The 22841-nt window shown below is 68.7% G+C and carries 20 protein-coding genes and 7 tRNA genes; 21 read left to right on the forward strand and 6 right to left on the reverse strand.

Going from position 1 to position 22841, the window contains the following annotated elements:
* Positions 1 to 7 precede the first annotated feature (7 nt).
* A complete protein-coding gene (locus tag GV015_RS12935; protein ID WP_159878765.1) occupies positions 8 to 1150 on the reverse strand; it encodes a glycosyltransferase in 1143 nt (380 codons plus the stop codon).
* A complete protein-coding gene (locus tag GV015_RS12940; RefSeq protein WP_159878767.1) occupies positions 1147 to 2283 on the reverse strand; it encodes a glycosyltransferase in 1137 nt (378 codons plus the stop codon). Before GV015_RS12940 ends, GV015_RS12935 begins: the two co-directional genes overlap by 4 nt.
* A 133-nt stretch (positions 2284 to 2416) precedes the next feature.
* On the opposite strand from GV015_RS12940, the gene GV015_RS12945 reads away from it, so the two are divergent.
* Positions 2417 to 3508, forward strand: a complete 1092-nt coding sequence (locus GV015_RS12945; protein WP_236555452.1) for a hypothetical protein — start codon at positions 2417 to 2419, stop codon at positions 3506 to 3508.
* 62 nt (positions 3509 to 3570) lie between these two features.
* Positions 3571 to 5997 (forward strand): phosphoketolase, encoded by a 2427-nt coding sequence (locus GV015_RS12950; protein ID WP_159878769.1) that lies wholly within the window; start codon positions 3571 to 3573, stop codon positions 5995 to 5997.
* Here the strand turns inward: GV015_RS12950 and GV015_RS12955 are convergent.
* Positions 5994 to 6875 (reverse strand): ADP/ATP-dependent (S)-NAD(P)H-hydrate dehydratase, encoded by an 882-nt coding sequence (locus tag GV015_RS12955; protein ID WP_201299390.1) that lies wholly within the window; start codon positions 6873 to 6875, stop codon positions 5994 to 5996. The genes GV015_RS12950 and GV015_RS12955 overlap by 4 nt on opposite strands.
* Positions 6862 to 7602: a histidine phosphatase family protein gene (locus GV015_RS12960; RefSeq protein WP_124769327.1), complete on the reverse strand. Its 741-nt coding sequence runs from the start codon at positions 7600 to 7602 to the stop codon at positions 6862 to 6864. The genes GV015_RS12955 and GV015_RS12960 overlap by 14 nt, the downstream gene beginning before the upstream one ends.
* Before the next feature lie 165 nt (positions 7603 to 7767).
* Between GV015_RS12960 and GV015_RS12965 the strand changes: the two genes are divergently transcribed.
* A complete protein-coding gene (locus GV015_RS12965; RefSeq protein WP_159878773.1) occupies positions 7768 to 9408 on the forward strand; it encodes an MFS transporter in 1641 nt (546 codons plus the stop codon).
* Between the two features lie 45 nt (positions 9409 to 9453).
* Here the strand turns inward: GV015_RS12965 and GV015_RS12970 are convergent.
* Positions 9454 to 9526 (reverse strand) — tRNA-Val (locus GV015_RS12970).
* 168 nt (positions 9527 to 9694) lie between these two features.
* On the opposite strand from GV015_RS12970, the gene GV015_RS12975 reads away from it, so the two are divergent.
* The 7 genes from GV015_RS12975 to GV015_RS13005 all read left to right on the forward strand — a co-directional run bounded on the left by GV015_RS12975 (position 9695) and on the right by GV015_RS13005 (position 11185).
* Positions 9695 to 9766 (forward strand) — tRNA-Gly (locus tag GV015_RS12975).
* A gap of 60 nt (positions 9767 to 9826) precedes the next feature.
* Positions 9827 to 9897: transfer RNA gene (locus GV015_RS12980), tRNA-Cys, on the forward strand.
* Positions 9898 to 9956: 59 nt separating this feature from the next.
* Positions 9957 to 10031: transfer RNA gene (locus tag GV015_RS12985), tRNA-Val, on the forward strand.
* Positions 10032 to 10170: 139 nt separating this feature from the next.
* Positions 10171 to 10710: a hypothetical protein gene (locus tag GV015_RS12990; RefSeq protein WP_159878775.1), complete on the forward strand. Its 540-nt coding sequence runs from the start codon at positions 10171 to 10173 to the stop codon at positions 10708 to 10710.
* A gap of 183 nt (positions 10711 to 10893) precedes the next feature.
* Positions 10894 to 10965: transfer RNA gene (locus GV015_RS12995), tRNA-Gly, on the forward strand.
* Between the two features lie 56 nt (positions 10966 to 11021).
* Positions 11022 to 11092 (forward strand) — tRNA-Cys (locus tag GV015_RS13000).
* Between the two features lie 21 nt (positions 11093 to 11113).
* Positions 11114 to 11185 (forward strand) — tRNA-Val (locus GV015_RS13005).
* 96 nt (positions 11186 to 11281) lie between these two features.
* On the opposite strand, the gene GV015_RS13010 is transcribed toward GV015_RS13005, so the two are convergent.
* The gene (locus GV015_RS13010; protein WP_159878777.1) at positions 11282 to 11965 is read right to left on the reverse strand and encodes a lysoplasmalogenase; all 684 of its coding nucleotides are present in this window, start codon (positions 11963 to 11965) and stop codon (positions 11282 to 11284) included.
* A gap of 193 nt (positions 11966 to 12158) precedes the next feature.
* Here GV015_RS13010 and thrS point away from each other — a divergent pair, with 193 nt between their 5' ends.
* The 11 genes from thrS to secF all read left to right on the forward strand — a co-directional run bounded on the left by thrS (position 12159) and on the right by secF (position 22822).
* Positions 12159 to 14081 (forward strand): threonine--tRNA ligase, encoded by a 1923-nt coding sequence (thrS, locus tag GV015_RS13015; RefSeq protein WP_236555581.1) that lies wholly within the window; start codon positions 12159 to 12161, stop codon positions 14079 to 14081.
* Positions 14078 to 14638 carry an HIT domain-containing protein gene (locus tag GV015_RS13020; RefSeq protein ID WP_079705911.1) on the forward strand — a complete coding sequence of 187 codons (561 nt, stop codon included), beginning with the start codon at positions 14078 to 14080 and terminating at the stop codon, positions 14636 to 14638. Before thrS ends, GV015_RS13020 begins: the two co-directional genes overlap by 4 nt.
* A gap of 98 nt (positions 14639 to 14736) precedes the next feature.
* Positions 14737 to 15642 carry a pyridoxal 5'-phosphate synthase lyase subunit PdxS gene (pdxS, locus tag GV015_RS13025; RefSeq protein ID WP_079705912.1) on the forward strand — a complete coding sequence of 302 codons (906 nt, stop codon included), beginning with the start codon at positions 14737 to 14739 and terminating at the stop codon, positions 15640 to 15642.
* A 30-nt stretch (positions 15643 to 15672) separates the two neighbouring features.
* Positions 15673 to 16269, forward strand: coding sequence for a pyridoxal 5'-phosphate synthase glutaminase subunit PdxT (gene pdxT / locus GV015_RS13030; RefSeq protein ID WP_159878781.1), 597 nt, complete (start codon positions 15673 to 15675; stop codon positions 16267 to 16269).
* Positions 16270 to 16368: 99 nt separating this feature from the next.
* A complete protein-coding gene (locus GV015_RS13035; protein ID WP_079705914.1) occupies positions 16369 to 17130 on the forward strand; it encodes a YebC/PmpR family DNA-binding transcriptional regulator in 762 nt (253 codons plus the stop codon).
* A gap of 96 nt (positions 17131 to 17226) precedes the next feature.
* A complete protein-coding gene (ruvC, locus tag GV015_RS13040) occupies positions 17227 to 17859 on the forward strand; it encodes a crossover junction endodeoxyribonuclease RuvC (protein ID WP_064293815.1) in 633 nt (210 codons plus the stop codon).
* The gene (gene ruvA, locus GV015_RS13045; protein ID WP_064293816.1) at positions 17856 to 18482 is read left to right on the forward strand and encodes a Holliday junction branch migration protein RuvA; all 627 of its coding nucleotides are present in this window, start codon (positions 17856 to 17858) and stop codon (positions 18480 to 18482) included. The genes ruvC and ruvA overlap by 4 nt, the downstream gene beginning before the upstream one ends.
* Entirely contained in the window at positions 18479 to 19510 is a 1032-nt protein-coding gene (gene ruvB / locus GV015_RS13050) for a Holliday junction branch migration DNA helicase RuvB (RefSeq protein ID WP_079705916.1), read from the forward strand. Before ruvA ends, ruvB begins: the two co-directional genes overlap by 4 nt.
* A gap of 72 nt (positions 19511 to 19582) precedes the next feature.
* Positions 19583 to 19966 carry a preprotein translocase subunit YajC gene (yajC, locus tag GV015_RS13055; protein WP_236555583.1) on the forward strand — a complete coding sequence of 128 codons (384 nt, stop codon included), beginning with the start codon at positions 19583 to 19585 and terminating at the stop codon, positions 19964 to 19966.
* Positions 19967 to 20030: 64 nt separating this feature from the next.
* A complete protein-coding gene (gene secD / locus GV015_RS13060; RefSeq protein WP_071260131.1) occupies positions 20031 to 21782 on the forward strand; it encodes a protein translocase subunit SecD in 1752 nt (583 codons plus the stop codon).
* Positions 21782 to 22822, forward strand: a complete 1041-nt coding sequence (gene secF / locus GV015_RS13065) for a protein translocase subunit SecF (RefSeq protein ID WP_079705917.1) — start codon at positions 21782 to 21784, stop codon at positions 22820 to 22822. Before secD ends, secF begins: the two co-directional genes overlap by 1 nt.
* The last annotated feature ends 19 nt before the right edge of the window (positions 22823 to 22841 follow it).

Here is a 22841-nt window from a genome sequence, read left to right on the forward strand (position 1 = left end):
CGGGGCCTCACGAGCTGAACTCGTCGACGCGACCGGAACCGAGCACGGGCGAGTCGCCGAGGAGCGCGGCGAAGTGCTCCTCGAGCCGGCCCACCCTGGCGTCGAGCGAGAACCGCGCGAGGGCGGATGCCCGGATCGAGGCGCGGAACCCTCGGTCGAGCTCCGACTGCCGGATCAACCCGTCCACGCGGTCCGCCATGGCCGCCAGGTCTCCTGGTGCGACGACCTGCATACCGACGCTCGCCTGGGCGATCTCGGGCACGCCGCCGACGGCGAAGCTGACCACCGGGGTCCCGGTCATCAGCGCCTCCGGTGCGACCAGACCGAACGGCTCGGCCCATGCCGGCGTCGAGACCGCTGCCGCGCTCCGCCCCACGAGCGTGGCGAGTCGCGTCGGGTCGAGCGGCCCGACATGTCGGACGTCACGTCCCAGCAGCGGCGACAGCACGCGCTCGGCGTACACCGGATCGCCCACGCGACCGGCGATGACGAGCCGTCGCCCCAGTCGACGGGCGACGTCGACCGCGAGGTGCGGAGCCTTCTCCGCGACGACCCGTCCGAACCACACGAGGTCGTCACCGCCTCGGCCGGCTCGCCAGGCATCGGGATCGATGCCGTTCAGGAGCACGTCGGACTCGATACCGGCCGTCGCCCAGGTGCGCTTCGTGAACTCGCTCACCGCCAGGAACCGGCTGCCGTCGGAACCGGCCCGGTTCGCGGCAGCGGCGACTGCCTCGTCGACCGGCGTGTGCAGGGTGGTGATCATCGGGACGCCCAGCTCAGGCGCGAGTTCCACCGGGAGTGCGTCCAGGCAGTGGTTGGACACGACGTCGTATCGCCCTGGCCGAGCGGCGATCGCTTCGAGCGCGCGACGCAATGCCGGGACGGATCGTGTCAGGTGGCCCGGGGGATACCGCTCGTCGTCGGGGGAGGACCAGCGTGGCCACCGCAACTCCGGCAGTTCGAAGACGCTGCCGCGCTCGACGAAGTCGGACCCGCGGACGCCGATGAGCGTCACCTCGTGGCCTCGTGCGCGAAGCGCGGTGACCTCCGACCACACGGCGGATTCGAGCCCGCCGGCGTGTGGACGACGGATGGGGAAGCGCAGCGGGGCGATGACGACGACGCGCAGTCGTGGACAGGCCGTCACGAGGCGCGCTCGGCGATGACTCGGCGGTACAGCTCGGCGTGCGCTGCTGCACCGACGGCGTCGTCGACGACGCGACGGGCACGGCGATCAGCGACGGTCGCGCCCCGACCGGCCGAACCGGCTCGGGACGTGCCATCCGCTTCGAGGAGCTCGCCGACGGCACGCTCGAGCGACGCTCCGTCCCCGAGGTCGTACGCGGAGACCGTGTCGTCGGGATGCTGCTCGAGGTACGCTCCGATCCCGGACGGGACGGCGACGGACACGCCGAGATCCCAGCAGAGTTCGAGCCAACCCGAGTGCGTGCCGTGCCGGTACGGAAGGAGACAGACGTCCAGGCGGCTGAGTGCGATGGCGAGTCCGAGGTCGTCGAGACGCTCGTGCTCGATGAGCAGCGCGGCTTCCGATCTGCCGACAAGCCGTCGGACGGCCTCGCGTGCCTCCGGATCCCGGACCGCATGGTGCATCCGGACCTCTGCGACGACGTCCGCTCCACGGCGGCGCAGGCGTTCGACCGCGTCGATGAGGGTGGTGACGGCACCGACCGCATCGACATTGGGGCGCAGGTCCTTCAGGTGGACGCCGACCCGCGTCTCCGCCGACGGCAACACGAGCGGAACCGTGACGTCATCCGACAGGAGCGACGGGTGCGGGATCACGACGGCGTCGCGGCCCCAATGTTCCCGGATGCCGGCGGCGGCGCCAGGAGTCAGGGTGATCAGGGCGTCCGCTCCACGGACGAGCTCGTCGAGCTGCGCCTCGTATGCCGCCTGGTACTCCAGCTGCGGGTGCTCGAGGTCGTGCACCGTGTAGACGACCGACCAGCCGACCTCGTGCGCGGCCTCGAGGCACGCGGTCACGTGTCCGGGTGGGAACGACTCCGTGCCGAAGTGGATGTGCAGGAGATCGGCATCGGCGGCGTGGTCGCGGATCCAGCTCGGATCGAGGGCCACGGGGGGCCACCAGACGCCCGATGGCGCTCCCTCGACCGGCGGATCGTCCAGGACGTCGATCTCGGGTGAGGCGGAGACCCGGCCGACGTAGGGGTGCGCGGCCGGGATCGAGACGACACGGATCGGGCGAGACGTCGGGTCGGCGACTCGAGCGGTGGCGTGCGGCGTCGCGGTCGACTGCATGGCGGGATCCCCTGTACGGATGCGGGCGCGAGACGCGCGGACGGGTCGGCGCGATGCGCGCGCCGTCCTCCGAACATAGGTCCGATGACGAGAGTGCCCGCGACCCTTGACGCAGGCCCCCCACTGCACCACCATGACGCAGGTGATCGCAGCCCCACCCCGTCTCCTCATGGTCGGCCCACAGCACCACGGCGTCGTCCAGTACGCGATCGACGTCGCCGACGCCGTGGTCGCCACGGACCCTCGCGCGGAACGCTTGGACGCCCCGACCCCGTCCGACGCCGTGCACCTGCTCGACGGCGTGGCCCGAGCACACGTCCACGTCACCGACCGCCTGTTCGGTCGATCACCCGAGGAGGCGGCGGACGCCGTCGAGCGCCTCGCGGACGTCACCGAATTGACCGTCACCCTCCACGACATCCCGCAGACCTCGGACGGCAGGATGCTGGACCGCCGCATCGCCGCCTACGCCCGGTTCATCGCCGCCGCCCACGCGACGGCCGTCAACAGCCGGCACGAGCAGGTGCTCGCCGAGGAGTTCCTCGGGGTCAGTGCCTCGGTCGTTCCGTACGCCATCCCGCTCGGCTCCCGGATCGCATCCGCTCCGGCCACCGTGGACGGTGCGTCGCAGCCCGGAGCGGTCCGTCCGCTCACCGTCCTCATCGCCGGGTTCATCTACCCGGGGAAGGGCCACGCAGCGGCGATCCAGGCGGCATCGAGAGCGGCGGAGGATCTCCGTGCCACCGGTCACCAGGTCGCCGACGTCGTCGTCCGAGCCATCGGCGGCCCCTCGGCCGGGCATGAAGCGGACGTGCTCGCCCTCGAAACGGAAGCGCGCGCCGCCGAAGTCTCGTTCGAGGTGACCGGATATCTCGACGATGCGGCGTTCACCGCGCAGATCTCGCGCCCCGGCATCCCCCTGGCCGCGCACGGCCATGTCTCCGCGTCACGCTCGATGCTCGACTGGGTCGAGGCAGGCCGCCGACCGCTCGTCGTCGACTCGCGCTATGCAGCGGAGATGGACCAACTGCGCCCGGAGACGATGGTCCGCTACGACCCGTCGACGCTTCACGCCGAGTTGGCCGCGGCCTGGCTTGATCCCTCCCGGACGCGCCTGCCCGCCGGTCGTAGCCTCCGCCCGGCGCTGCCGGACACCGCGAGCGCGTACCTCGACTGGTGGGGCGCGACGGCCGGTACCGGTCGGCACCGCCCGCCGACGCTTTAGCACGCTCGCAGGAGCGACGCACCACCCTGGCCTCCGGTCGCTCGACCTGGGATCGTGGAACGATGACGCACAACGCACGGGACGGGTCGACGACGGACAGCTGGTGGTCTCGCGGCACGAGCGAGCCGGTGTCCGAGCGGAGCATCGAACAGGTCGACGCCTGGTGGCGCGCCGCGAACTACCTGTCCGTCGGGCAGATCTACCTGCTCGACAACCCGCTCCTCCGCCGCCCGCTCGAAGCCGTTCATGTGAAGCGCCGGCTCCTCGGCCACTGGGGGACCGCTCCGGGATTGAATCTGACGTACGCGCATCTCAACCGCGTGATCGCGGAGCGCCACCAGTCGGCGATGTTCATCGCCGGGCCCGGGCACGGCGGGCCGGCGATCCTGGCGAGCGCCTACCTGGACGGCACCTACAGCGAGATCTACCCGGACGTCGCCGAGACCGAGGCCGGGTTGACCCGGTTCTTCCGTCAGTTCAGCTTCCCCGGCGGGGTTCCGAGTCATGCGGCGCCCGAGACACCCGGCAGCATCCATGAGGGTGGCGAACTGGGGTACGTCCTGAGCCACGCGTACGGCGCGGCCTTCGACAACCCAGATCTCCTCGTCGCAGCGGTCGTCGGCGACGGTGAAGCGGAGACCGGACCGCTCGCGACCAGCTGGCACTCCAACAAGTTCATCGACCCGGTCCAGGATGGCGTCGTCCTGCCCATCCTGCACCTGAACGGCTACAAGATCGCGAACCCGACGGTCCTGGCGCGCATCCCACGCTCCGAACTCGAGAGTCTCCTGCGCGGATACGGACACGAACCGTTCTTCGTCGAGGGCGGGTTCGACGGCGAGGATCCGATGGAGGTCCACCGCAGGTTCGCCGAGGTCCTCGACGTCGTGCTCGACCGCATCGCGGCCATCAAGTCCCGGGCCGCCGCCGGAGACACCGGACGGCCGGTGTGGCCCATGATCGTGCTGCGCACACCGAAGGGCTGGACCTGCCCGGAGGTGATCGACGGCGTCCGGGTCGAGGGGACGTTCCACGCGCATCAGGTCCCGCTGGCCGACGCTCGGGACACCGAGGAGCACACGCGGATCCTGGAGTCCTGGATGCGGAGCTACCGGCCTGAGGAGCTCTTCGACGAACATGGTGCGGTGGTTCCGCTCGTGCGGGAACTCGCTCCGCTCGGGGAGGCCCGGATGAGCGCGACCCCGCACGCCAACGGAGGTCTGCTGCGCACGGAACTCGACCTCCCCGCGATCGACGACGCAGCCGTCGTGGTGGACGCCCCGGGTGCTCGCGACGCCGGGGCGACGGGTGTCCTGGGGTCGTGGCTCACGGAGGCGATCCGGCGTAACCCGACCACCTTCCGGATCTTCGCTCCCGACGAACTCGCCAGTAACCGACTCCAGGCGGTCTTCGAAGTGACCGAACGGCAGTGGAACGCCGAGACCGTCCCGGGCGACGAGCATCTCGCCCGCGCCGGCAGGGTCATGGAGATGCTCAGCGAGCACCAGTGCCAGGGCTGGTTGGAGGGCTACCTGCTCACCGGTCGGCACGGCCTGTTCACCTGCTACGAGGCCTTCATCCACATCGTCGACTCCATGTTCAACCAGCACGCGAAGTGGCTGAACGGTTCACGTGAGTTGCCGTGGCGGCGCCCGGTGGCGAGCCTCAACTACCTCCTCACGAGCCACGTCTGGCGTCAGGACCACAACGGCTTCAGCCACCAGGATCCCGGGTTCATCGACCACGTCGTGAACAAGAAGCCCGATGTCATCCGGGTGTATCTGCCGTTCGATGCGAACACGCTCCTGGCCGTCTCGGAGCACTGTTTGCAGAGCACGGACGAGATCAACGTCATCGTCGCGGGCAAGGACCAGGAACCCGTGTGGCTCGGCATCGACGACGCTCGCGCGCACTGCGCCCGCGGGCTCGGCATCCTGCCCTTCGCCGGTTCAGAGCGTGCGGGGGAGCGCCCGGACCTCGTCATGGCCTGTGCCGGGGATGTCCCCACGCTCGAGACGCTGGCCGCCGTGAGTATCCTGCGCGAACGCATCCCGGAGCTGTCCGTCCGGGTCGTGAACGTGGTCGACCTCATGCGACTCATGAGCGAGGATCAGCATCCGCACGGCCTCTCCGACGCCGAGTACGACAGCGTGTTCACGACGGACCGTCCAGTCGTCTTCGCCTACCACGGGTACCCGTGGCTCATCCATCGGCTGACGTACAAGCGCCACGGGCACGATCAGCTGCACGTCCGCGGGTACCTCGAGAACGGGACCACCACGACACCGTTCGACATGGTGATGCTCAACGAGATCGACCGGTTCTCGCTCGTGTGCGACGCGATCGACCGGACGCCGGGGCTCGGCGAGCGGTTCGCGGGTCTCCGTCAGGAGATGCAGGACGCCCGGCTCCGAGCCCGAGCGCACACCAGGGAGTTCGGCGAGGATGCACCCGAGATCACCGGCTGGCGCTGGCCCGCTGTCGGTTAGGACCGCCCCGTGACGGGTCGCTCGAGCTCTCGGAGGAGCGTCGGGAACTCGTCCGCGAACTCGCGGGCGAGGGCTCCGAGGGGGCCGATCCGGTCGGCGAGCCGATCGCCGGAGGCGGCGTGCAGCACGGTACCCCAGCAGCTCGCCGCGAGCGGGGAGAGTCCGCGTGCCGCGAGCCCGGCGATCGCACCGGCCAGGACGTCACCGCTCCCCGCCGTCCCGAGGGCCGGACTCCCGCCGGGCGCGATGAAGTCCCGCTCCCCGTCGGAGACCCTGCCCTGACAGGTGACGACGGCTCCGAACCGTCGCGCCAGCTCGAGCGCCGCCGTGTCCGGGTCGGCCTCATCCACGTCGAGGAGGATCGCGGCCTCGGCCACGTTCGGCGTGAATACAAGGCGGCCCTCCAGCCCCTTCGAGAAGTCGGGAGCGTGTGACAGGGCACCGAGCGCGAAGGCGTCGAGGACCACGACGGTGTCGGCGCCAAGGAGCGGGCGCACGCCGTGGAGGAGTGCCACGGCTTCGTCCGCGTCGTCGAGGCCAGGACCGAGCAGCAGACAGTCGACGTCCAGGACGTCCTCGAGGGGGCCGGCACCGTCACCCCGGACGGCTCCGCCGCTGGTCTCCGCCAACCCGATCACGCCTGCCTCCGGGAAGGCGATCGCGAGTGGGGACGCTGCCGACGCACCGACCGCGAGCGTGATCCGACCCGCGCCGACCCTGAGAACGGCGAGGCCCGCCAAGGCGACCGCCCCGGGCGTCATCCGCGCGCCGCCGACGACGAGCACCGACCCACGATCGTCCTTCGACGATCCGGGATCGGGGAGTGGCCAGTCGGCGAGGACCTCGGGCGTGAGCGTGGCGGGGTCAGCTTCGGACATCGTTCGCCCCCGAGTGCTCGGTGACCGGAACCTGCGCCTGCTGCAGGTGCGCAGTCGCATTCGCCGCCCGCGCCTTCCACGCCCGTCCGTCGTGGACGAGGTGGGTGAAGGACGCGTTCGGCGTCGGACGGAGAGCGGCCTCCTCCAGGACGCGACGCTCGTCCCACCCCTCGCAGATGTAGCGGAAGAGCGAGATGACGGCGTCGTGACAGACCACCAGGGCCCGCGTGCGGTCGGTGTGCCGGTCCAGGTCGCCGATGAACGAGCGGAGGCGGAGGGCCACGTCCGTCCAGGCCTCACCTCCTGGCGGTCGATAGTAGAACTTGCCGAGGAACCGTCGTCGAGCGGCCTCTTCCGGGAACTCGGCGTCGACGCCGATCGAGGTGAAGGTGTCGAGGATACCGAGTTCGCGATCACGCAGCCGCTCGTCGACGACAGGACGAAGCTCATCGGCGTCGAGCGCTGCGGCCCGAAGGGCGACCACGGCCGTCTCGTGCGCTCGCCGATAGGGCGAACTGAACACGATGTCCGGCCGGTCGGCGGGTGTGAGGGCCGCGAGACGTCTCCCCACCGCAGCCGCCTGCTCGAGCCCGAGTGCTGAGAGCGGGACGTCGGCGTCACGGCTCGGAACGGCGATGCGGTGGGATTCCGAGCGATCGGCTTCGAGTGCGGCGACGTTCCCGGCGCTCTCACCGTGGCGGACGAGGATCAGTTCCGTGATGGCCATGGATCCACGGTAGCCAGCACGATTCGGCGGCCGCAGACCTTGACGATTCGACGATGATCCTCCATGGAGCGACGCCGGCGGCCGTCCACGCGACGGTGATGCACAGTTCGATGATTGCGACAAACCGACGATGCCCCGGTCGCGACGGCGTCCTATCGTTCGACCATGTCGTCACCCTCCGCAGTTCCATCGTCGCAACCGTCAGCATGGGCTCCCATGGCGATCACCGCCTTCAGGGTGCTGTGGTTCGCCCAGCTCGGGAGCAACATCGGCACCTGGATGCAGACCGTGGGGGCCCAGTGGGTCCTGGTCGAGGCCGCAGCCGGCGCAGCGGTCATCGCGCTCGTGCAGACCGCGAGCCTCGCGCCCGCCATCCTGGTCGCCCTGCCGGCAGGGGTCCTCGCCGACTCGCTCGACCGGCGACGGCTGCTCATCTGGGGGTCGTCGGCGAGTGCGGTCCTCGCGGCCGGACTCACCGTCGTGGCGTGGATCGGCGCGCTGTCGCCGTGGACGATCCTGGCCTTCACCTTCCTGCTCGGCATCACCTCCACCCTGACCTCACCCGCATGGCAGGCGATCCAGCCGGAGCTCGTGCCGCGCAACCTGATCGCAGCTTCGTCGGCGCTCGGTGGTGTCACCGTGAACGGAGCCCGCGCGGTCGGTCCCGCCCTGGCCGGCGTCGTCCTGTCGGCCTTCGGAGCCCCCGTCGTGTTCGGTGTCAACGCGCTGAGCTTCGTCGGGGCCGTGATCGCCCTCATCTGGTGGAAGCGGCCGGCGCAGACCGGTCTCGACGACCGCGAGCCGTTCGGGGCGGCGTTGCGAGCGGGGGTCCGGTACGTCGTGTCCGCGCACCTCGTCCGCCGGATCCTGCTGCGTTCCGCGCTCTTCGCCCTGCCGGCCAGCGCGCTCTGGGCGCTGCTGCCCCTCACCGCGAAGCGACTCCAACTCGACTCGAGCGGCTACGGCGTCCTGCTCGGCGCGCTCGGCGTCGGCGCGGTGCTGGGCATCTTCGCCCTGCCGCTCGCTCGCCGTCGGTTCTCAGACAACCTCGTCATCGCGGTGAGCGCGGTCCTCTTCGCGACGGGGTCGCTCGCAGCGGCTGTCCTGCCCGTCGTCCCGACGCTGGTGCTCCTGGTCCTCGCGGGGCTGGCCTGGATCGGCACGCTGACCGTGCTGAACGCCGCCCTGCAGCTCACCCTGCCGCAGTGGGTGCGATCGCGTGGCGCGTCGATCTACATCCTCGTCTTCATGGGGGCGATGGCCATCGGCTCGACCGGCTGGGGCATCGTGGCGCAGTGGCTCGGGACGTCGCTCGCCTACAGCGCTTCGGCCGTCCTGCTCCTGCTGGTGGCGGCCAGTGTGCGGGTGCTGCCCCTGCTCCCCGGAACAGGGGCCGTCGACCGCAGCATCTCGATGTCCTGGCCCACACCCACGCTCGTGTTCGAGCCACAGCCGACCGACGGGCCGGTCCTCGTGCAGATCTCCTACACGGTCCGTCCCGACTCGCTCGCCGCGTTCCAGAAGGCCATGGGCCATGTCGAGTCCTCTCGTCGCCGGACCGGTGCCTCGAGATGGGCCCTGTTCCGGAGCGGCGAGGAGTCCGACGTGCAGTTGGAGACCTTCATGGTGCCGTCGTGGGGCGAGTTCCGACGACAGGAGACGCAGCGTCTGACCGGCCGCGACCGCGACATCCGCGCTGCAGCGCTGGCCCACGCCGACGGTGCACCCGTCGAACGACACTTCTTCCCGAGTGATGCCCGCCGGACCGGTTCTGCCAGGGCGGAACGTCCTGATCTCGCGGAGTGAGTCGCAGCCGTGGAGGTGGAACAACCCGGGCGATGGTGAATGATGTGGGCGATACCGGACTCGAACCGATGACCTCTTCCGTGTGAAGGAAGCGCGCTACCAACTGCGCCAATCGCCCGCAGGTCGTCCGCACCGGAGAGGTGCCGAACAGCCGCGAGTCACGATACTAGCCGATGCCGGGGGACGAACGCACATCCGCACCGCTGTCGACCCAGTATGCGCGCCGGTTTGAACATCGGTCCCGGTTTCGGCTAGAGTCGTTCGAGCACGCAGTGATGCGGGCAATGCGGATGTGGCGCAGTGGTAGCGCATCACCTTGCCAAGGTGAGGGTCGCGAGTTCGAATCTCGTCATCCGCTCGAGTGTCAGTGGTGTTGTTCCGGCAGGAATCCTACTCGGCAGTGTGTTCGGTCACACATGGTGGCGTGGCCGAGAGGCTAGGCAGCGGCCTGCAAAGCCGTCCACACGGGTTCGAATCCCGTCGCCACCTCACCTCAGCAACACAGTTCCACCAGCAACATCCCGGCGTCGTGTTCACATACGCCACCCGGGCGATTGGCGCAGCGGTAGCGCGCTTCCCTGACACGGAAGAGGTCACTGGTTCGATCCCAGTATCGCCCACCACAGAAAGCCCCCGGACCCCCGGGGGCTTTCGTCGTTCGAGCACGTGCAGGCAACGCAGGGGGACCATGCTTCAGCGAGTCATGGCGGAGACCACCGGGCCGCAGCGGCGCTCGTCGCCATGGCGCGACGGACGTGTGGCATGAGCCGCATCGGCGATTGGTGGCAGTCAAGCAACGCGAAACCGCGACGGCATCCCACGGACCCGGGCCACGCCGCCGCCCCGTACCCGGCGCTCAGCCGGTCGGGCCGGGTGGCGTTCGCCCAGTGCGAGCAGTACCTCCTCCGTGAGATCGTCGAGGCCAGAGCGTGGGGACGACAGGTCGCCAGCCGCGGTGACACGCCCGACACCGACGGTTGGCTCGTCATGCCCGGTCGGACGCACTCCTCCCTGATGGACGACTCGAGGGGCATGGGGGCGATGCCGGCGGTGATGGACTCCGTTGTCCAGTGGCTCGCGGACGCCGGGGCGATCCGCCCACTCTCGGAACACACGCGGCGGGCCATCGCGGCATCGAACGCCGAGGAACGGCTCCGCGATTACCCGGAGTACCACCCTGACGGCGACGGCCGGCGCACCTGGGACGACGATGTCTGGGAGGTGGAGCCGATTCGGATGCTCCAGATCTACCCGCACCTCGCCGATGCGAACGACGACTGGAGCCAGCAGGCGCGCCGGTGAGTGGCTCCACCCACTGCCCAGCCACGTACTGTCCCCCGCCTGGCCGACGCGCCGAGGAAGACGGAATTTCGGCCCGATTTTCCGCGGAACATCAAGGGTTGGGCCGACTCGCCCGCGCCGAGGTGTCAACGAGCGCCCTGAACATCGGCTAGAGTTTCCAAGCACCCGGAAACGGGATGCAATGCGGATGTGGCGCAGTGGTAGCGCATCACCTTGCCAAGGTGAGGGTCGCGAGTTCGAATCTCGTCATCCGCTCGAGTGTCAGTGAGAACGTGCAAGCGTTCCGCTCGACAGTGTGTTTCATCACACGTGGTGGCGTGGCCGAGAGGCTAGGCAGCGGCCTGCAAAGCCGTCCACACGGGTTCGAATCCCGTCGCCACCTCGCTGGCAACACCACTCACCTGGGCGATTGGCGCAGCGGTAGCGCGCTTCCCTGACACGGAAGAGGTCACTGGTTCGATCCCAGTATCGCCCACAGGAACACGAAGGGCCCGAGCGTACAGCTCGGGCCCTTCGTCGTTCCACAGGCCACCTCTTGCGCAAATCACCCGTCGCACGCCCGAACGTCCGTTCAGACGGCGAGGACCGCCCGCTCCCGGCGACGTAGGACCTCCGCGACGCCCCACACGATGAGGCCTTGACCCGCGGCGTATGTCGCCATGATGATCTCGTCTGCCGCCCAGATCGTCACTGCAGGCACGAAGCGGTCGAGCCCGATCAACGAGTCGGAGACGAGGAACAGCGCACCGCCCACGGCGATCGTCGGCGTCGTCATCGTGGAAGACGCCGCCATGGCCCCGATCACGACGGCATAGACGACGACCGCCGGATACAGCGCCCCCATGTCCTGCTGACTGAGGAGCGCGATGCCGGCGACGAGCCACACCAGGTACACGAGCGCCCAGACCGGCGGACGGTTCCTGATGCGCAGATGCCGCACGAAGAGCACGACATAGCCGGCCTGAGCGAGCATGAAGAACAGGATCCCCACGCCGAACGCGAGTTCACCCGGAACCATAAGGGCGACGTCGCCCAGCCAGCTGCAGAGGATCGCGACGAGCGCCGTGACCGCAGCGGCCGACAGTCGTCGAACCGACCACACGAGCGCCAGCGCGAGGACCAGCATGATGAACGGCTTGGTGAGGAGCGACAGCCACTCCTGACCGGAGGCGAGGGCGATGATGTGCACGAGCGCGACCACGGGCAGCGCGGCGAACAGCGCCGTCGCAGCCCTGCTCCTCTGCACAGCCGTCATCAGCGCCACCCCCGTCACGTCGTAGGCCTTCACTCTAGCGATGCGGCCGAGCACGAACCACGGCCGCCGACCGACGGCAGCGTCTCCTCGTCGTGGACGACGATAGGCTTGCACGGCCAAGGTTTCACCTGAGAAAGAGAGATCATCCGTGAGTGACGGGTTCGCACTGTTCACCGACCGATCCGTGGTCGCCATGCGCGTCAACGGCGAACTGAAGGACCTCGCCGCCACGGTGACGGAGACGGACACCGTCGAGCCGGTGCACCTCGACTCGCCCGACGGTCTCAATATCCTCCGCCACTCCGCAGCCCACGTGCTCGCGCAGGCCGTGCAGCAGGTCGACCCGCACGCGAACCTCGGCATCGGCCCGCCGGTCACCGACGGCTTCTACTACGACTTCGACGTCGCCGCACCGTTCACGCCTGAGGCGCTCAAGGTGCTGCAGAAGACGATGGACCGCATCATCCGCCAGGGCCAGCGCTTCGTGCGACGCGTCGTCACCGAAGACGAGGCTCGCGAGGAGCTCGCGGGGGAGCCCTACAAGCTCGAGCTGATCGGCCTCAAGGGCGGATCGGCAGCCGACGACGAGAACGTCGAGGTGGGCGGCGCGGAGCTGACCATCTACGACAACGTCGACCCGAAGACGGGGGAGACGGTCTGGAAGGACCTCTGCCGCGGTCCACACCTGCCGAACACGCGCATGATCGGCAACGGCTGGGCCCTGACGCGTCTCGCCGCGGCGTACTGGCGGGGGAGCGAGAAGAACCCGCAGCTGCAGCGGATCTACGGCACCGCTTGGGCGACCAAGGATGAGCTGCGCGCCTACCAGACGCGGATCGAGGAGGCGGCCAAGCGCGACCACCGCAAGCTCGGTGCCGAGCTCGACCTCTTCAGTTTCCCCGAGGAGATCGGCTCGGGTCTCGCGGTGTTCCACCCCAAGGGCGGCATCATCCGCAACGAGATCGAGAACTACATGCGCGAGCGCCTGCTCGCTTCCGGCTACGAGCTGGTGAACACCCCGCACATCACGAAGGGGCACCTGTTCGAGGTCAGCCAGCACCTGGCCTGGTACAAGGACGGCATGTTCCCGGCGATGCACCTCGATCAGGAGGTCGACGCCGACGGTCACGTCACCCGCCAGGGGCAGGACTACTACCTGAAGCCCATGAACTGCCCGATGCACAACCTGATCTACCGGGCTCGGGGGCGCAGCTACCGCGAACTGCCGCTGCGGCTCGCCGAGTTCGGCACGGTCTACCGGTATGAGAAGAGCGGCACCCTCTCCGGGCTCACGCGCGTCCGTGGCCTCACGCAGGACGACGCCCACATCTACGTGACCGACGACCAGGTCAAGGACGAGGTCGGCCGCCAACTGCAGTTCGTCCTGGAGACCCTCCGCGGCTACGGTCTCGACGACTTCTACCTGGAGCTCTCGACGAAGGACCCCGACAAGTACGTCGGCACTGACGAGGTCTGGGACGAAGCGACCGAGACCCTCCGGCAGGTGGCGGTCGAGTCCGGTCTCGAGCTCGTCCTCGACCCCGCTGGCGCAGCCTTCTACGGTCCGAAGATCTCGGTGCAGGCGCGCGACGCGATCGGTCGGACGTGGCAGCTGTCCACCGTGCAGCTCGACTTCAACCTGCCCGAGTTGTTCGAGCTGGAGTACACGGCCGCGGACGGCACGCGCAAGCGTCCGGCGATGATCCACCGCGCCCTCCTCGGCTCGATCGAGCGCTTCTTCGCGATCCTGCTCGAGCACTACGCGGGTGCCTTCCCGGTGTGGCTCGCCCCTGTGCAGGTCGTCGGCATCCCCGTCTCCGAGCAGTACGAGGAGTTCCTCGGCGGAGTCGTCGCTGAGCTGCGCTCGTCCGGGGTCCGTGCAGAACTCGACGCCTCCGACGATCGGATGCAGAAGAAGATCCGCAACCACACCAAGGCGAAGACGCCGCTGCAGCTGATCGTCGGCGAGGAGGACCAGGCCAACGGCGCGGTGAGCTTCCGATTCCGCGACGGCTCTCAGGAGAACGGTGTCCCCGTCGCCGACGCTGTGCGCCGAATCCGCGCCGCCATCGCCGCGAAACTGCAGGTGAACACCGCAGCGGATCTGCCGGCATGACCCCGGGCACCGAACCGGAGTCGTTCGAGTCGATCGACACCTCCCACCTGGTGGGCGTCCCGGACGCGTTCCAGCGTCTCTGGACGCCCCACCGGATGGTCTACATCAAGCAGGGCCAGCCATCCGACGACGGTTGTCCGTTCTGTATCGCGCCGACGCTCGACGACGAGTCAGCGCTCATCGTGCATCGGGGCGAGCACGCCTTCGTGCTGCTGAACCTCTTCCCGTACAACTCCGGGCACCTGCTCGTCTGCCCGTACCGCCACGTCGCGATGTACGACGACGCGACGACGGAGGAGGTCGCCGAGATCGGTGCCCTGACGCAGACGGCGATGCGGGTCGTCCGGTCCGTCTCGAGGAACGACGGCTTCAACCTCGGCATGAACCAGGGTGCCGTGGCCGGCGCCGGGATCGCGGCGCACCTGCACCAGCACATCGTGCCGCGCTGGGCGACGGACGCCAACTTCTTCCCGATCATCGCCCAGACCAAGGCGCTCCCGCAGCTGCTCGGCGATGTCCGACAGGCGATCGCGGACGCCTGGCCGACCTCGGCCTGATCCGTCGTCGGCCGGTCCATCTGGACCGGTCCACCCAAGTCCAATTTCCGGCCTGTGGACGGAGCACCGTCAGGCCACCCGGCGGTACGCTCGCCATCATGACCGAGAGCAGCACGACCACTGGACAGCACGGCTCGAACCGCGTGAAGCGCGGACTCGCGGAGATGCTCAAGGGCGGCGTCATCATGGACGTCGTCACCGCCGAGCAGGCCCGTATCGCGGAGGACGCCGGGGCCGTCGCCGTGATGGCCCTCGAGCGCGTCCCCGCGGACATCCGGTCCCAGGGCGGCGTGGCTCGCATGAGCGATCCGGACCTCATCGAATCGATCATCGCCGAGGTGTCCATCCCCGTCATGGCGAAGGCTCGCATCGGACACTTCGTCGAAGCCCAGGTCCTCCAGGCACTCGACGTCGACTACATCGACGAGTCCGAGGTCCTGAGCCCGGCCGACTACGTGAACCACATCGACAAGTGGGGCTTCGACGTGCCGTTCGTGTGCGGCGCCACCAACCTGGGAGAGGCGCTGCGGCGTATCAACGAGGGTGCCGCGATGATCCGCTCGAAGGGTGAGGCCGGCACCGGCGACGTGTCCGAGGCGACGAAGCACATCCGCAAGATCCGCTCCGAGATCGCGCACCTGTCGTCGATGTCGAAGGACGAGCTGTACGTCGCGGCGAAGGAGCTCCAGGCCCCGTACGACCTCGTCGTGGAGATCGCCGAGACCGGCAAGCTCCCGGTCGTGTTGTTCACCGCCGGGGGTGTGGCGACGCCGGCGGACGCTGCGATGATGATGCAGCTGGGTGCCGACGGTGTGTTCGTCGGATCCGGCATCTTCAAGTCCGGCAACCCGGCTCAGCGGGCGGCGGCCGTCGTCAAGGCGACGACCTTCTTCGACGACCCTCAGGTCATCGCCGAGGTCTCCCGCGGTCTCGGTGAGGCGATGGTCGGCATCAACGTCGCCGACCTCGCGGCACCGCACCGCCTCGCCGAGCGTGGCTGGTAGCCCCGCGTCCGGCCTGAACCAGGTGACGTCGTGACCGGGGCGGCACGCGTCGGCGTCCTCGCCCTGCAAGGGGACTTCCGAGAGCACGCGGCCGTCCTCACCGGCCTCGGGGCGGACGTCAGCCTCATCAGGCGCCCCTCGGAACTGACCGGCATCGACGGACTCGTCCTGCCCGGCGGGGAGTCGAGCGTGATGGACAAGCTCGCTCGCTCCTTCGACCTCGCCGGACCGTTGCGCGAAGCGATCACCGCCGGGTTGCCCGTGTACGGCACCTGCGCCGGGCTCATCCTCCTGGCGGACCGGATCCTCGACGGGATCGCCGGCCAGCAGAGTCTCGGCGGACTCGACGTCTCGGTCCGGCGCAACGCCTTCGGGTCGCAGCTCGACTCCTTCGAGACGGACCTGTCGATCCCCGTCCTCGGCGACCCGCCCGTGCACGCCGTGTTCATCCGCGCACCGGTGGTCGAAGCCGCCGGTCCGGCGGTGAAACCCCTCGCCTCGCTGCCCGACGGTCGGATGGTCGCCGTCGAGCAGGGGAACCTGCTCGGCACGTCCTTCCACCCCGAGGTCACCGGCGACACCCGTTTCCACGCTTACTTCCTCGACAAGGTCGAGCGATCCCGCTGAAGCGCTGGCGCCCGATCCCGCGGCCCGTCCCGGCGTGATCGCGAGTTCCGGGCCGCTGGCCTAGACTGGTCAGGTTCTTTTCACGCAGTTAGGGAGCACATGTCCGGACACTCCAAGTGGGCGACGACCAAGCACAAGAAGGCGGTCATCGACGGCCGTCGCGCGAAGTCGTTCGCCAAGCTCATCAAGAACATCGAGGTCGCGGCCAAGATGGGCGGCGCAGACCTCGCGGGCAACCCGACGCTGCAGGACGCCATCCAGAAGGCGAAGAAGACCTCGGTCCCGAACGACAACATCGACCGCGCCGTCAAGCGCGGTGCCGGCCTCACCGGTGAGGTCGTCGACTACACCACGATCATGTACGAGGGCTACGGGCCGAACGGCGTCGCCCTGCTCGTCGAGTGCCTCACCGACAACAAGAACCGTGCAGCAGCCGATGTCCGGACGCTGATGTCCCGCAACGGCGGCACCATGGCCGACCCTGGCTCCGTCGCTTACAACTTCCAGCGCAAGGGCCTCATCGTCGTCCAGGCCGAGGGCACCACCGAGGACGACGTCCTCGGCGCCGTCCTCGATGCCGGCGCAGAAGAGGTGAACACCGAGGGTGAGACCTTCGAGGTCGTCACCGAGCCGAGCGACATGGTCGCGACCCGGACCGCCCTGCAAGAGGCCGGTATCGACTACGACTCCGCCGACGTCGCCTTCGTCCCGAACCTCAAGGTCGAGATCGACGCCGACACGGCGCGCAAGGTCTTCAAGCTCATCGACGCCCTCGAGGACAACGACGACGTCCAGAACATCTACAGCAACTTCGACCTCACCCCCGAGGTGCAGGCCGAGTTGGAGGCCGACGACGAGTAGTCCGGCGTCCGTGCCGAGCGGAGCTCGTTCGAACGGATGTACGACACTCCGTCCTCGCGGAGTGCTCGGCGCATCGCCCGCGCTTAGGGTCGGAGCATGACTCTGCGCGTCCTCGGCATCGATCCCGGCCTGACCCGATGCGGGGTGGGGGTCGTCGACGTCCTGCCGGGACGGCAGGCCACGATGGTCGAGTACGGCGTCATCCGGACGGATGCGCACGCCCCACTCGAGCAGCGACTCCTCATGATCGCGCAGGGCATCGCCGAGGCGATCGAGCGCACCTCGCCGACCGCGATGGCCGTCGAGCGGGTGTTCGCGCAACACAACGTCCGGACGGTCATGGGCACCGCTCAGGCGAGTGGGCTCGCCCTGCACGCTGCGGCCGCGAACGGGATCCCCGTCGGCCTGCACACCCCGAGCGAGGTCAAGGCCGCGGTGACCGGCTACGGACGAGCAGACAAGCTCCAGGTGCAGACCATGGTCGCGCGGATCCTCGGTCTCGACGAACTCCCGAAGCCCGCTGACGCCGCAGATGCGCTCGCGCTCGCGATCTGCCACGCCTGGCGACCAGTCGTGTCGACTGCGGCGACACCCGTCGGCGCACCTCCGCAGGGGAGTGGAGCACTCACCCCGGCCCAGCGTGCGTGGGCGGCTGCGGAACGCGGCGGCGCTCCGCGCGAGGCGGCCGTCCGGGCCCGGGCAGCGCGGAGCCCTAGGCTGGAAGCATGATCTCCTCCCTCCGCGGCACCGTCCTGAGCGCGGTCGGCAACCTCGTCGTGATCGAGGTGGGCGGCGTCGGATTCGCCGTCCAGGTCACGCCGGCCCATGCCCTCTCACTCCGGGTCGGCACCGAAGCACTCCTCTCGACGACACTGATCGTGCGGGAGGACTCGCTCTCCCTGTTCGGGTTCCGATCTGCCGAGGAGCTGTCCGTGTTCGAACTCCTGGTGAGCGTCACCGGGGTCGGCCCGAAGTCGGCACTCGGCGTCCTGGAGGCGCTGACACCGGAGCAGATCGCCGCCGCCATCTCCGCGGACGACGACGCCCCGTTCCGGAAGGTCTCCGGGATCGGGCCGAAGACGGCGAAGCTCATCACCGTCTCGCTCGCCGGAAAGCTCCGCGTCACCAGGACGACGCCTGAAGCTCCGGCGACCACCGTGAACGCGGCAGCGATCGCCGATCAGGTCGTGACGGCGCTCATCGGGCTCGGTTGGCCGGAGAAGACGGCGACGCAGGCGGTCGTCGAGGCCTCCGCCTCCGCGAGTGCGGACGACCTCTCGACCGTGCCGTCGCTCATCCGCCTGGCCCTCGGCAGACTCGGCCCGGCGCACGCCGGAGGCCGTACCTCGTGACGGACGCTCCAGAAGACCTCACCAATCCAGCCGCCGAGTCCGATGCGGAACTGGCGTTCGAGGGGGCGCTCCGTCCGCGGTCGCTCTCCGAGTTCGTCGGTCAGTCCAAGGCGCGCGGTCAGTTGCAACTCCTGATCACGGCGGCCGGGATGCAGAACCGCACCCCCGACCACATCCTGCTGGCCGGCCCTCCTGGACTCGGCAAGACGACCCTCGCGATGATCGTCGCGCACGAGACGGGGAAACCGCTCCGGCTCACGAGCGGCCCGGCCATCCAGCACGCCGGCGACCTCGCCGCGGTCTTGTCGTCGCTGACCCCGGGTGAGGTCCTCTTCATCGACGAGATCCACCGCATGGCCCGCCCTGCCGAGGAGATGTTGTACCTCGCCATGGAGGACTTCCGCATCGACATCATGGTGGGCAAGGGTGCCGGCGCGACGAGTATCCCCCTCGAGCTGGCGCCGTTCACCCTGGTCGGGGCGACCACCCGGTCCGGTCTGCTGCCGAACCCGCTCCGCGACCGCTTCGGGTTCACCGCCCACCTCGAGTTCTACGACGAGCCGGAACTGCAGCAGGTGCTGCACCGCACCGCCGACATGCTCGGGCTCGACATCGACGGTCGGGCCGTCGCCGAGATCGCCGGACGCTGTCGGGGTACGCCGCGCATCGCCAACCGACTCCTCCGCCGGGTCAGGGACTATGCACTCGTGCACGGTGGCCGCGCCGACCTGGAGACCGTCCAGGCCGCGCTCGAGCTCTACGACGTCGACGCCCTCGGTCTCGACCGACTCGACCGGTCGGTCATGGAGGGCATGCTCGACCGCTTCGCCGGAGGCCCGGTCGGGCTCAGCACGCTCGCGGTCTCGGTCGGCGAGGAAGCGGAGACGATCGAGTCCGTCGTCGAGCCGTTCCTCGTCCGGATCGGCCTCATCACGCGCACGCCACGGGGCCGCGTGGCGACCCCGGCCGCCTGGCGGCACTTCGGCAGAACACCTTCTCAGCATGGCTCGACCCTCGATGGCCTATAATTTCCCTTTGGCGGTGCGTTCCCAACGTCTCCCGCCCTCAATCTCCTCTGGAAGGTTCCCATCGTGGATGCAATGACCCTCGTCCTGTTCGGCCTCGCCGGCGTCATGATCGTGTTCATGATGGTGAGCAACAACAAGCGGAAGAAGCAAGCCGCGGAGACCGAGCAGAAGCTCGTCCCCGGCGCCGAGGTGCTCACCGGCTTCGGTGTCTACGGCACCCTCATCTCGATGGACCGCGACTCCCGCAAGGCCGATGTCGAGATCGCCCCCGGCGTCATCGTCACCATCGACCCGCGCTACGCGGGTGCGGTCGTCGCACCGACGGTCGCCGAGACCGCCGAGGAGGCCCCCGTCGTCGAGTCGATCCCCGACGACGCCTCCACACTCGACCTCTCCAAGCCCGAATTCGGCCAGCGCGTCGAGGACACCTCGAAGCCGCAGAAGAGCGACGACTAGTCCCAACCCCTTCCCGGGTGGTGGCCGTCGTGCCACCGCCGGCAGAGAAAGCTGAGTTCCGAGTTTGGCAAAGTCGACTCCGGTCAAGAAAGCGTGGCGTTCGCTCACCTGGCTTGGCGTAATCCTCATCGGTTTGTTCGCGATCAACGCGGCCGGGGTCCTCTGGGGGAACAGCTCATGGGCGCCCAAGCTGGCCCTCGACCTCGAGGGCGGCACCCAGATCATCCTCGCGCCGAAGCTGGAGTCCGGCCAGACGGTCTCCAACGAGCAGCTGAACCAGGCCGTGGCGATCATCCGCCAGCGCGTCGACGCGTCCGGCGTGTCGGAGGCGGAGATCACGACGCAGGGTCAGAACGTCGTCGTCTCGATCCCGGGAACCCCCGACGAAGCGACGCTGAACCGCATCGAGAGCTCCGCGAAGCTCGAGTTCCGTCCGGTCCTCACCTCGCAGCAGCTGACTCCCGGTCAGCCGTCCAACACCTTCATCGGTGAGGACGGCGCCTCGACCCCGTATCCGACGCCGGATCCGGGCCTCGAGAGCACGCCGACCGCGTCGCCGACGAACGCGAGCGACCTGTCGCAGGTGACGCCCGCGCTGTACGCCGCCTTCCAAGCCTACGACTGCGCCGCGAACGCGGACTCGCTCGACGCCACCGCAGCGCCTGCTGCCGAGCCGCTCATCACGTGCGACGTCGACGGCACCTTCAAGTACGTCCTCGGCCCGGTCGAGGTGTCCGGAGAAGACCTGTCCGACGCGAGCGCCGGCATCAAGACGACGTCGTCAGGTGCCAGCACGGGCGAGTGGGCGGTGTACCCGGTCTTCAACGAAAAGGGCACCGCGCTCTTCGCCGACGTCACCGGCCGCCTGACCTCGCTGCAGAGCCCGCAGAACCAGTTCGCGATCGTGCTCGACGGCAATGTCATCTCCGCACCGCAGTCGCTCGCCGTCATCTCGGACGGCAAGCCGGAGATCAGCGGCTCCTTCACCGAGGAGTCCGCCAAGACCCTCGCCGACCAGCTCAAGTTCGGCGCCCTGCCGATCAGCTTCGTCGTGCAGAGCCAGGACACCATCTCGGCGACCCTCGGTTCGACGCAGTTGGAGAGCGGCCTCATCGCCGGTCTGATCGGGCTCATCCTGGTCGTCATCTACACGCTGTTCCAGTACCGGCTCCTCGGCACCGTGACCATCGCCTCGCTCGTCGCGGCAGCGGTGCTCACGTATGTGGTGATCCTGCTGATGTCCTGGCGTCAGGGCTTCCGGCTCTCCCTTGCCGGGATAGCAGGTCTCATCGTCGCGATCGGTTTCACCGCGGACTCGTTCATCGTGTACTTCGAACGCATCAAGGACGAACTCCGCGACGGCCGCGGTCTGGAGTCCGCCGTCGAAGCCGGCTGGAAGCGCGCGAAGCGCACCATCTACGCGGCGAAGGGTGTCAACCTCCTGTCGGCCGTTGTGCTGTACGTCCTCGCGATCGGCAACGTCCGCGGCTTCGCCCTCACCCTCGGCGTGACCACGATCATCGACGTCATCGTCGTGCTGCTGTTCACCCACCCGATGATGCAGCTCCTCGGCCAGACGAAGCTCTTCAACAGCGGCAAGCCGTTCACCGGTCTCGACCCGTCGGCGCTCGGCGCCATCTACCGCGGTCGTGCAGAGTTCCGGAAGCCCGTCTCGGTGCCCGGCGCCAAGGCCGCGTCCAGCAGCCGTGAGGCGGCCAAGCGCCAGACGATCGCCGAGCGCAAGCAGGCCGCCCTCGTCGGAGGCGGCTCCGACACCAGAGCAGACGATCTGCCGACCGATGGGAAGGACTCCTGATGGGTGCGTTCGCACGGTTCGGAAACGAGCTCTACACCGGGAAGCGCTCCTACGACTTCGTCGGCAAGCGCAAGATCTGGTACACGATCGCCATCGTCGCGGTCGTCCTCTCGGTGTTGATCCCGGTCGTCAAGGGCGGATTCAACTTCGGCATCGAGTTCCGCGGTGGTTCGCAGTTCCAGATCGCCGACGTCAAGAGCACCGATCAGACGCTGGCCGAAGACGCGGTCGCGTCCGTCGTCAGCGGCGCGACCACCCACGTGACCGTCGTGGGCGGCAACTCGGTCCGCGTGCAGACCGACCAGCTGAAGAACGACAAGGTCACCCAGCAGGTGTCGGCAGCCTTGGCCGAGGCCTACGGCGTCGAACAGTCCGACATCACGAGTTCGTTCATCGGCCCGTCATGGGGTCAGGACGTCTCCAAGCAGGCGATCGTCGGCCTCATCGTGTTCCTCGTGCTCGCGGCGATCCTCATGGCCCTGTACTTCCGCACCTGGAAGATGTCCGCGGCCGCGCTGCTCTCCCTCATGCACGACCTCATCATCACGGCCGGTGTCTACGCCGCGACGGGCTGGGAGATCACGCCGGCCGCCATGATCGGTTTCCTCACCATCCTCGGGTTCTCGCTGTACGACACCGTCGTGGTGTTCGACAAGATCCGCGAGAACACGACGCTCGACGCCGACGGCGCGGCCCGGACGTTCGGGGAGTCGGTCAACCTCGCGGTCAACCAGACCCTGGTGCGCTCGATCAACACCGGCGTGGTGGCGGCGCTCCCGGTCGCGGCGATCCTGTTCTTCGGTGCCTTCGTCCTCGGTGCCGACACGCTGCGCGACATCTCGCTCGCTCTGCTCGTCGGTATCCTCGTCGGCACGTACTCGACGATCTTCGTCGCCGCACCGCTCTACGCGAACTTCCGGCACAACGAGCCCCGCATCGCCAAGCACGACAAGCGCGTGCTGCAGGCGCGCGAGCGCGCTCAGACCTCGGATGACGCCGAGGGCGAACGCACGGAAGCAGACGCGCCGCTGGCGCGTTGACCCTGACAGCGACCGACAA

This window comes from Plantibacter sp. T3 (assembly GCF_902506515.1).
In the GTDB taxonomy this organism is placed as follows: domain Bacteria; phylum Actinomycetota; class Actinomycetes; order Actinomycetales; family Microbacteriaceae; genus Plantibacter; species Plantibacter auratus.